The sequence below is a fragment of the Deinococcus rhizophilus genome (assembly GCF_030271215.1).
Taxonomy (GTDB): Bacteria; Deinococcota; Deinococci; order Deinococcales; family Deinococcaceae; genus Deinococcus; species Deinococcus rhizophilus.
The window spans coordinates 1-9,710 of sequence record NZ_JASNGB010000109.1 but is presented as its reverse complement, the minus strand read 5'-3'; the positions used below and the strand labels follow the sequence as shown (position 1 = coordinate 9,710).

The 9,710-nt window shown below is 70.3% G+C and carries 9 protein-coding genes and 1 pseudogene; 8 read left to right on the top strand and 2 right to left on the bottom strand.

Translation table 11 applies throughout. The features are described 5' to 3' along the window. Positions 1-203 precede the first annotated feature (203 nt). The gene (locus tag QOL99_RS11460) at positions 204-1,082 is read left to right on the top strand and encodes an alpha/beta hydrolase (protein WP_285523973.1); all 879 of its coding nucleotides are present in this window, start codon (positions 204-206) and stop codon (positions 1,080-1,082) included. A gap of 472 nt (positions 1,083-1,554) precedes the next feature. Here QOL99_RS11460 and recO read toward each other — a convergent pair whose 3' ends face one another. After that, positions 1,555-2,289, bottom strand: coding sequence for a DNA repair protein RecO (gene recO / locus QOL99_RS11455; RefSeq protein WP_285523971.1), 735 nt, complete (start codon positions 2,287-2,289; stop codon positions 1,555-1,557). Positions 2,290-2,517: 228 nt separating this feature from the next. On the opposite strand from recO, the gene QOL99_RS11450 reads away from it, so the two are divergent. The 7 genes from QOL99_RS11450 (at position 2,518) to QOL99_RS11420 (ending at position 9,358) form a co-directional block, all read left to right on the top strand. Beyond that, entirely contained in the window at positions 2,518-2,922 is a 405-nt protein-coding gene (locus QOL99_RS11450; protein WP_285523969.1) for a hypothetical protein, read from the top strand. Positions 2,923-2,964: 42 nt separating this feature from the next. Next, complete coding sequence (locus tag QOL99_RS11445) at positions 2,965-3,438, top strand: MgtC/SapB family protein (RefSeq protein ID WP_285523967.1); 474 nt, start codon at positions 2,965-2,967, stop codon at positions 3,436-3,438. 225 nt (positions 3,439-3,663) lie between these two features. Then, entirely contained in the window at positions 3,664-4,326 is a 663-nt protein-coding gene (locus QOL99_RS11440; RefSeq protein WP_285523965.1) for a GntR family transcriptional regulator, read from the top strand. After that, positions 4,319-5,251, top strand: a complete 933-nt coding sequence (locus QOL99_RS11435; protein WP_285523962.1) for a proline dehydrogenase family protein — start codon at positions 4,319-4,321, stop codon at positions 5,249-5,251. Before QOL99_RS11440 ends, QOL99_RS11435 begins: the two co-directional genes overlap by 8 nt. Before the next feature lie 14 nt (positions 5,252-5,265). Further along, on the top strand, positions 5,266-5,700 hold the full coding sequence (locus tag QOL99_RS11430; protein WP_285523960.1) for a hypothetical protein: 435 nt from the start codon (positions 5,266-5,268) through the stop codon (positions 5,698-5,700). Continuing rightward, positions 5,697-7,268, top strand: a complete 1,572-nt coding sequence (pruA, locus tag QOL99_RS11425) for an L-glutamate gamma-semialdehyde dehydrogenase (protein ID WP_285523958.1) — start codon at positions 5,697-5,699, stop codon at positions 7,266-7,268. The genes QOL99_RS11430 and pruA overlap by 4 nt, the downstream gene beginning before the upstream one ends. Before the next feature lie 341 nt (positions 7,269-7,609). Continuing rightward, the gene (locus tag QOL99_RS11420; RefSeq protein ID WP_285523956.1) at positions 7,610-9,358 is read left to right on the top strand and encodes a S8 family serine peptidase; all 1,749 of its coding nucleotides are present in this window, start codon (positions 7,610-7,612) and stop codon (positions 9,356-9,358) included. A 135-nt stretch (positions 9,359-9,493) separates the two neighbouring features. Here QOL99_RS11420 and QOL99_RS11415 read toward each other — a convergent pair. Then, positions 9,494-9,710: pseudogene (locus QOL99_RS11415) on the bottom strand (phytoene desaturase family protein); the annotation flags it as partial.

Sequence of the window (9,710 nt, the reverse complement as noted above, 5' to 3'; positions counted from 1 at the left end):
GCGCCCGCCGGGCCTCCCCCCACGACCAGCACGTCCGTCCCTCCCGCTGTCATCCCCGGCAGGCTAGCGCGGGACGTGGGCGCGGGAGTGTGGGGGTTCGTGCGGGCGAGCTGACCCCGGGTGCGCCCAGCCTCAAGGCCGCCTCAAGCCCGAGTGTGCCCCCCGTGCCAGCCGGGAGAAGACAGGGCCGCTAGCCTCCGCCCATGTCTTCCCGGTCCGTCCGCCGCCTGTGTCCCGCCCTGGGCCTGCTCGCCCTGGGCCTCACCCTCGCCGCCTGCTCGGGCCAGAATGCCCAGGGCGCCCTCAACACGGCCGTCAGCACCCGTGGCCTGGAGGTCACCCGCGACCAGAAGTACGGCCAGGACGTCCGCAACGTGCTGGACGTGTACGCGCCGCCGAACGCACGGAATGCCCCGGTCGTGCTGTTTGTCCACGGCGGCTCGTGGCAGAGCGGCGACAAGGAGGGGCACAAGTTCGTCGGGGAGAGCCTGGCGCGGGCAGGCTACGTGACGGGCGTGATGAACTACCGCCTCGCGCCGCAAAACCGCTACCCGGCCTATGTCCAGGACACCGCCGCCGCGCTGAAATGGATGCGCGACAACGCGGCGAAGTTGGGGGGCAACCCGGACAACCTGTTCGTGTCCGGGCACTCGGCAGGCGCCTTCAACGCGGTGGAGGCCGTCGTCAACGAGCGCTGGCTACGCGAGGCGGGCGTGCCGGTCCGGGCCGTGCGCGGCGTGATCGGCATCGCGGGGCCGTACTCCTACGACTTCCGGGACTTCCAGAGCCGGGTCGCCTTTCCGGAAGGCAGCACGCCCGATCAGGTCATGCCCGACCGCCACGTGCGCCCGGACGCGCCGCCGCACCTGCTGCTCGTGGCGGCCAACGACGACACTGTTCACCCGCAAAACGCCCTGAACATGGAAGCGGCGCTGAAAAAGGCCGGGGTGCCCGTGACCCGCACGGTCCTGCCGCGCCTCAACCACATCACGGTCGTGGGGGCGCTGGCCCGGCCGCTCACCTTCCTGGGGGGCACGCGGCAACAGGTGATCGACTTTATCGAGGCGAACCGGGTGAAGTGACCGTAGGTTGAGGGACCGTAGGTTGAGGGGATGCGTCTTCTGCCCCCTGGTCCCAATTGAACCCAATTGAAAGGGTGCGTTGGTCGCCGCTCTGTGCTTTCTGGCCGCTCTGTGCTTTCTGGCCGTCTGGACGCTGTGGCCGCTGATCTGGCTGGGGCTGGTTTCCGGCGCCCTCCGCACTCAGGAGCCGGACGCCGGGGCACTGTTCCGGGGCACTGTTCCGGGCCGCGCCCCACGCCCTCCTGAGCGGACTGGTGCGGGTCAGCGGGGCACCCCACCAGCTTGACGGGCGGGGGACCTGCTGCGCTCCGAGGACAAGCTGGACCGGAAGTTCAGGGGTGCAGGCTGGACGTTTGGCGACCAGATGGGGGCGACCCGCCTCTCCCACCAGGGCAAGGCGAGACTGACGACGACCTGCCGCCAGTTCAGCCGTTCCTTCTCGGTGTGCAACGCCGTCATAGAGGACTGAGGGTCAGGCCGGGGCCGCCGCCACATGCGGCACCAGTTGCCGCCAGCTCTGCACATTGCCCACCTGCACGGTCACGAAGCGTTCCAGCGCCCGCCACAGCGCGGGGCGCTCATCTTCCAGCACCGGGTGCTCCATGCTGACCCGCACCGAGCGGCGCACCACGTTCCGCAGGAAGTCCAGACTGGCCGGGGGGTAGGCGGGCAGGCTCGCGCAGCCGCCGCACAGCAGCTGACCGCCCAGCGGGTCGGGGTGCGCGGGGTCGGGGGCGCCGCAGCGGGCACAGCGGCCCGTCTGGAGGACGAAGCCCGCCAGCCCCAGCAGCTTGTGGCTCATCACCAGCGCCACCCACTCGGGGTCCGGCTGGTGCGAGACGCCGCGCAGCGCCCCGGCGAAGAGGTCGAAGGCCTGCTCGGAGAACTCGCCCTCCTGAAACAGGGCGTCGGCGAGTTCGGCCATCAGGTGCGCGAAGGCGTAGCGCTCCGGCTCGGCCAACCGGGGGAGCGCCCCTTCCAGCACCGCCTGCTGCACGGTGGCGAGGTCGGCCTGCGGGGTCTGGTAGAGCTGCACCCCGACATGGTGAAAGAGGTTCAGGCGGCTGCTCAGGGCCCCGCGCACGCCCCCCCGCGCGATGGCCTTGACCTTGCCCTGAGGGGTCAGCAGCGACACGATGATGTCCCCGGCAGGCGTCACCCGCCGCCGGATCACGATGCCGCTGCGGTTGGCGCTGCGCGATCTCACGGGAGGCAGTCTAGGGCGGCGGGCACGGCGGGAGGGGGCGGGGGGGCACGGTTGGGGCGTGGGGCGAGCCGCACGCGAAGGCCGGGGCCACCCCGCCCACACCACGCCCCGGCTGCGGCGCTCGCGTCTTGGCTCTGTCTTCTCCTGCCTCCTGCGGCCTTGTGCTGCGGCTCGCTGGGTGCCACTCCCCACCTTCCGCCCCCGGGCCCCTCCCTTACACTCGGCCCCATGAGCGACACGCCACCCAAGAACCACAGCGCCCGCGACGTGTTGCGGGAACTGTTTCCGGAGTCGTACCGCGAACTGTTCGGCGAGGCGCAGGGCCAGGAGTCCTCCCTGACCCTGGGCCTCTACCCGGTGGCGGACGGACGGCTGGCCCTGGTGCACGGCGACCAGCTGGCCGAGTTTTCCCCGCTGGAGCCCAGGGGCAAGAACGCGCTGCACTGCGACCTGTGCCACTTCACCCGCTCGCGGCAGGAGGCGGCCTTTTACCGGGTGGTGGTGGGGGCGAGGCGCACCCGCTACGTGACCCTGTGTCTGGACACGGCAGCCTGCCAGCGCCGGGCCGGGACACGCGGGCTGGCGACCCTGGCCGACCGCATCTTTCCCATCGAAACGAGCTACGCGGACTGAGCCGCCCGCCCGTGCGGGTGCCCGCATGCCGTAGCCTGCCGCATGGAAACTTTCTGGAGCGAGCTGCGGCTGATGCAGGGGCCGCTGGCCGCTTTTGTACTCAGCGGGCTGATCGGCTGGGAGCGCGAGCAGCGCCGCCGGGGCGCGGGCCTGCGGACCTACATCCTGATCGGGATCAGCGCGGCCCTGTTCGTGGTGCTGGCCGATACGTTGATCCTGCGTTTCAGCGACGACTCGGACCAGGTGCGCTTCGATCTGGTCGGCGTGCTGGGCGCGGTCGTGAGCGGCGTGAGCTTCCTGGGGGCCGGGGCGATCTTTTCCGACCGCAGCGGCGGACAGGCCAAGGGGCTGACCACCGCCGCCGGAATGCTCGCCACCGCCGGGGTGGGCGTGGCGTGCGGCCTGGGTCTGTACGTGCTGGCGACCGGAGCGACCCTGCTGATCCTCTTTACCCTGGGGATTCTGGGGCAGCTGGCCGACCGCCACAAATCGGAGGAGGGAGAGCAGGGGAATTGAGGGGGCTTTCCTCTCCGCTCTGCTGTCTCCACCTCTCTGCTGTCTCCACCTCACTCCCTCCGCTCCCTGCAGGGCATTTCCTGACCCGGAGGGCGTCGCCTGATGGGTCACCCGCCTCCTCTCCCCCTGGACCACCTGGCGGCGCAAGGCTCCCTCCCGCAAGGGCAGGGGGTCAACAGAAGAGCTCGGGCCTTCTCCTCCGCCCAGATTGGATACAATATCCAGGTGCCTTCCGCCTTCGAGCGCCCCAGCCTGGTCCGTGACGGGGTCTACGACCATCTGCGCCGGGCCGTGCTGGACGGCGACTTTCTGCCCGGCGAGCGGCTGGGCGAGGCCGAGCTCGGCGCCCGCCTCGGCGTGAGCCGCACCCCGGTGCGCGAGGCGGTGATGCGCCTGACGCAAGACGGGCTGCTGGTCGCAGAAGCGAACAAGGGCGTGCGGGTGCGGCAGGTCAGCGCCGAGGAAGCCTGCGCGACCTACGTGGTGCGCGAGGAACTCGACGGGCTGGCGGCGGCTCTGGCGGCGGCGAACCACACCGCCGGGGACGCCCGGCAGCTCCGGGAGGCACTCGCCCGGCTCGGCGCGGCGCGGGAGGAGGACTACCGGGTGCAGACCCGGCTGGACCTCGCCTTTCACGCGGCGGTGACGGCGGCGGCGCACAACCTTCCCCTGGCGGAACTGGCGCGGGGCCTGGAGCAGCGGGTGGCCCTGATCAAACACCAGACCCGCACCTACAACGCCCACCCGGACACGGCGGCGGGGCACGCGGCGATTCTCGCGGCGGTGCTGGCCCGCGACGCGGGGGCGGCCCGAGAAGCCGCCCGGCGCCATGTCCGCACCTTCGCCCCCCTCGTGCTGGAGAACCTCGGAGTCAGACCCCATGCTTGACCAGATCTACCGCAAGGCCGTCCTGACCGTTTCAGGACAGAAACTCGTCGAAGACCTCGTGCGCTCGCGCGGCTGGGGGATGGCCCAGCGCTTCGTGGCGGGCGAGGACGCCGCCTCCGCCATTCGCGCCGTGCAGGAATTGCAAGGTGACGGGATTCTCGGGAACCTCGACCTCCTCGGGGAATTCGTCGCCTCGCCCGAGGCCGCCAACGACTTCGCCGCCAAGGTGCTGAAGCTGCTGGACGAGGCGCACGCCGCCGGGCTGACCCCCTACGTCAGCGTGAAGCTCTCCAGCGTGGGCCAGGGCCAGACGGTGGGCGGCGAGGACCTCGGCCTGAGCAACGCCCGGCGCATCGTGGGGCGGGCCAGGGAGTACGGCGGGTTCGTGTGCCTCGACATGGAGGACCACCCCCGGGTGGACCAGACCCTCGCACAGTTCCGCCTGCTGGTGAACGAGTTCGGGCACGCGCACGTCGGCACGGTCCTCCAGAGCTACCTCTACCGCTCGGAGGCCGACCGCGACAGCCTCGACGACCTGCGGCCCAACCTGCGGATCGTGAAGGGCGCGTACCTCGAACCCGAGTCGGTCGCCATGCCCGACAAGGCCGACGTGGACGCGAGCTACCGCCGGTTGGTGTACGCGCACATGCGGGCCGGGAACTATGTCAACGTCGCCACTCACGACGAGTCGATCATTGAGGACGTGAAGCTGTTCGCCCTCGCGCACGGGGTCAGCAAGGACGCCTTCGAGTTCCAGATGCTCTACGGCATCCGCCGCGACCTGCAGCAGGACCTCGCGCGGCAGGGCTACCGGGTGCGGGCCTACATCCCCTACGGGCGCGACTGGTATCCGTACTTCTCCCGCCGCATCGCCGAGACGCCGCGCAACGCCGTGTTCGTGCTGCGCGGGATGCTCAGGGGCTGAGGGGGGAGGCGGGCGTGCTGTATCCCGACGGCGGCCACGTGAACGGCTTTTACCTGGGCCAGTTCCTAGGAATGCTGGGCTGGCGCTCCGGGCTGGCGGCGCACCCGCTGACCTACCTCGACCCCGACAGCGAGGTGGGGCTGGACACCCTCGCGGCGCTGCTGCTGCCGCACCTCGACGCGCTGGGCGAGGCGCAGGAGGCGGCGCTGGCCCGCACCTGGGCCTACGCGCTGAATGAATTCGACGACCGCGACCTGGGATGGTTCCTGCTGGGCCGCCTGCCCGAGTCACCCCGGCATCCCCGCGCCTTTCTGACCGGGCTCGCCCGCCGCCTCTTTCCCGGTGGCCTGCCCGACCCCGGCCCCCACGCCCGGCGGCTCGACCGCCCCGGCGATTCCCTGTTCGACCTCGTTCCGCCGCCCGAGCGCGGCCCCAGGAGCCACCCATGATCAAAGTTCAGGACTACCGCCCCCAGCCCTTCACCGACTTCACCCGGCCCGAGGACGTGCAGGCATATCAGGCTGCGCTCAAGAAGGTCCGCGCCGAACTCGTCGGCAAGCACTACCCTCTCGTCATCAACGGCGAGCGAGTGGACACGGCGGAGAGGATCGAGAGCCGTAACCCCTGCGACACGTCCGAGCTGGTCGGGACAACCGCCAAAGCCACCATCCAGGATGCCGAGAACGCCCTGCAAGGCGCCTGGGCCGCCTTCGAGAGCTGGAAGAAGTGGGACATGGACGCCCGCGCCCGGATTCTGCTGAAAGCCGCCGCGATCCTCAAACGCCGCCGCCTGGAAGCCTGCGCGCTGATGAGCATCGAGGTGGGCAAGAACTACGCCGAGGCCGACGTGGAAGTGGCCGAGGCCATCGACTTTCTGGAGTATTATGCCCGCTCCGCCATGAAGTACGCGGGCTTCGGCGCCGCCGAGACGACCTGGTTCGAGGGCGAGGAAAACGGCCTGATGTACCTGCCGCTGGGCGTGGGCGTGAGCATCAGCCCCTGGAACTTTCCCTGCGCGATCTTCATCGGCATGGCCGCCGCGCCCATCGTGGCGGGGAACTGCGTGATCGCCAAGCCCGCCGAGGACTCGGGCCTGATCGCCGGATTCATGGTGGACATCATGCTGGAGGCGGGGCTGCCCGCCGGGGTGCTGCAATTCCTGCCCGGCGTCGGCAAGGAGGTGGGCGAGTACCTCACCACGCACGCGAGGACGCGCTTTATCACCTTCACCGGGTCGCGGGCGGTGGGCCTGCACATCAACGAGGTGGCCGCGAAGACGATGCCCGGCCAGAAGTGGATCAAGAAAGTCATTCTGGAACTCGGCGGCAAGGACGCGCTGATCGTGGACGAGACGGCCGATCTGGAGGTTGCCGTGACCGCCGCCACCCAGGGCGCGTTCGGCTTCAACGGCCAGAAGTGCAGCGCGATGAGCCGCCTGATCGTGGTGGACGAGGTCTACGACACGGTCGTGGGCCAGTTCGTCGAGCGGGCGAGGGCGCTGAAAGTCGGCACCGGCGAGGAGAACGCCAACGTGACGGCGGTCGTCAACCAGATGAGCTTCGACAAGATCAGGGGCTATCTGGAGATCGCGCCGCAGGAGGGCACGGTGCTGCTGGGCGGCGAGGCTCCCGGCGAGCACGGCGGCAAGACGGGCTACTACATCCAGCCCACCATTGTTGGAGACGTGGACGCGCAGGCCCGCATCGCCCAGGAGGAGATCTTCGGGCCGGTCGTCAGCGTGCTGCGGGCGCGGGACTGGGATCATGCGCTGGAGATCGCCAACTCGACCGAGTACGGCCTGACCGGCGGCGTGATCAGCAACAAGCGCGAGCGGCTGGAGCAGGCGCGGCACGAGTTCGAGGCCGGGAACCTGTACTTCAACCGCAAGATCACCGGGGCGATCGTGGGCGTGCAGCCCTTCGGCGGCTACTACATGAGCGGCACGGATTCCAAGGCGGGCGGGCCGGACTACCTCACCAACTTCCTGCAACTCAAGACGGTGACTGAGCGCTGGTAAGCCGGGCCGTCGGCGTTCAGGGGGCGGGGGCCACGACGGGCCACCCGCCCCTTTCCTTTGCTTGATCAGCAGGGACGGATGGGCGCAAAAGTGTAGACGGGTGGGCGGCGCTCCGGGCCGAATCTGCGGTGGGCAGATGCGGCTTCCCCCGACCAGCAAGGCGAATCTGACCCATTCTTGACTGAGTACAGTCCTGTCTAGACAGAGGACTGGCCTGCCCCTCATGACGCTCTACTATTCGCCCCACATTCCATTCATCCGAGCGGGGCATTCCTCCCAGTTCCTTCCGCACCGGGGTCCGGTGAGGCCGCTCCCGTCTTCTCGCCTTTCCTGAGGTTCTCATGACGCACACCCGCACCCTGCTGGCCGCCACCCTCGCCCTGACGCTCGCCGCCTGCGGCCAGCAGACCCAGGCTCCGGCGCCCGTCGCCGCGACTCCCGCTCCCGTGGCTGACGAGGCCCTCTCGGGCGCGTACCTCGTGGGGTTCAAGGAAAGTGCGCTGGGCGCCCAGAGCCTGAGTGCCCAGCAGCTCGCAGCGCAGGCGCAGCTTCAGGCCCAGACCATCGCGGCGGCGGGCGGCGTGCTGACCAGCCAGTGGGCCGAGATCAGCGCGGCGGCGGTGCGCCTGAGCCCGGAGGCGCTGCGGCGGCTGGAGGGCAGCCCGCTGGTGGAGTACGTGGAACCCGACCTCAAGCGGGTCGCGCTGGGGCGCCGCAGCGGCACGACCGACGCGGCGGTGGGCGGCGGCCTGAGCGCCCAGGGCCTCTCGGCGCAGGCCACGCCCCTCTACACCCCCAGCGGCGAGTACACCTGGGGCGACAACGCGCTGCGCGTCTCACAACTGCAGGCGGGCGGCTACACCGGGGCAGGCGTGGCGGTGTGCATCGGGGACACCGGCATCGACGGCAACCACCCCGAGTTCGCCCGCAAGCTCAAGGGCTTCAGGAACTTCACGGGCGAGGCGGGCCGCGCGGACGCCTACCTGCTCAATGACGTGAACGGGCACGGCACGCACGTCGCCGGAACGGTGTTCGCGCAGTACGGCGCCGGAACGGGCGCGGCCGGGCAGCAGAGCGGCATGGACGTGAACGGCGTGGGCGGCGTGGCGACGGGCGTGAACCTGTACATGGCCCGCGTGCTGGGCGACGACGGCTCGGGCAGCTCCAGCGGGATCATCAACGGGGTGAACTGGTGCGCCGCGCAACTGAAGTCGCAGGGCGGCACCGAGGCGAAGGTCGTCATCAGCCTGTCGCTGGGCGGGGGCCGCGCCAGCAAGACCGAGCAGCGGGCCTATGACAGCGTGTGGCAAAAGGGCGCCGTGACCATTGCCGCGACCGGCAACGACGGCGCCGCCGTCTCCTACCCCGCCGCCTACAACAACGTGGTGGGCGTGGGTGCCATCGACGACGCGGAGGCCAAGGCGGACTTCTCGAACTTTGGCACGCAGGTCGATCTGGTCGGTCCCGGCGTGGGCGTCCTCAGCCCCATTCCGCTGGGTCAGGGCACCCGCGCCTCGGCCTCGGGCGGCGGCGTGACCTTCGCCGACGTGCAGGCCGCCGACCTCAGCGGCAAGGGCACCTTCACGGGCACGGTGGTCGCGGCGGGCGGCACCAACGAACTGTGCGGCGTGGGCACCCGCAACGCGGCCCTGAACGGCAACATCGCCCTGATCTCGCGCGGCACCTGCTCCTTCGAGGAGAAGGTCGCCAACGCGGTGGGCAGCGGCGCGAAGGCCGTCATGATCTACAACAACGCCGCCGGACCGCTGGGCATGAGCCTGACCAACAGCGCCAGCGTGCCCGTGGTGGGCATCACCCAGGCCGACGGCCAGGGCCTGCTGGGCAAGCTGCCCACCAGCGGCACGGTCAGCGTGACGGGTGCCGACTACGAGTACTTCAACGGCACCTCGATGGCGACCCCGCACGTCAGCGCCGCCGCCGCCGTGGTGTGGGCCGCCAAGCCCACCCTGACGAACGCGCAGCTCCTGAACCTGCTGACCTCCACCGCCAAGGACCTCGGGACGGCGGGCAAGGACAACAACTTCGGCCACGGGCTGGTCAACCCGCTGAAGGCGATCACCGGGCAGTAAGCCGGACGTTCCGAAGGGCCGCTCTCCTGAGGTGGAGAGCGGCCCTTTGAACCTGTCCTACGGAACCCGCCCCTTCTCCTTCTCGCCTCCGCCCGGACCTGAACCACTGCGTCAACGATTGCATCGGAGTCCGTATCAACGCCCTGAACCCGATTCCTGACCCATCCGCCGGTCCACGATCAGGGCCCCCCCCAGAATCGCCGGGATCCCCCCGCCGGGATGCACCCCGGTCCCGACCTGCCACAGCCGGGGCCGCAGCCGGTAGGGCTGGGGGTGCAGGGGGCCGCCGCGCCACGCGGGAAGCGCCGCCCCGTAGATCGCGCCGCCGGGATGCCCGCCCGCCGCGTAATGG

What these genes read in the sequence shown, in the direction of transcription:
- QOL99_RS11460 (WP_285523973.1), top strand. Translation starts at nt 204, where the DNA reads ATGTCTTCCCGGTCCGTCCGCCGCCTGTGTCCCGCCCTGGGCCTGCTC.
- QOL99_RS11450 (WP_285523969.1), top strand. Translation starts at nt 2,518, where the DNA reads ATGAGCGACACGCCACCCAAGAACCACAGCGCCCGCGACGTGTTGCGG.
- QOL99_RS11445 (WP_285523967.1), top strand. Translation starts at nt 2,965, where the DNA reads ATGGAAACTTTCTGGAGCGAGCTGCGGCTGATGCAGGGGCCGCTGGCC.
- QOL99_RS11435 (WP_285523962.1), top strand. Translation starts at nt 4,319, where the DNA reads ATGCTTGACCAGATCTACCGCAAGGCCGTCCTGACCGTTTCAGGACAG.
- pruA (WP_285523958.1), top strand. Translation starts at nt 5,697, where the DNA reads ATGATCAAAGTTCAGGACTACCGCCCCCAGCCCTTCACCGACTTCACC.
- QOL99_RS11420 (WP_285523956.1), top strand. Translation starts at nt 7,610, where the DNA reads ATGACGCACACCCGCACCCTGCTGGCCGCCACCCTCGCCCTGACGCTC.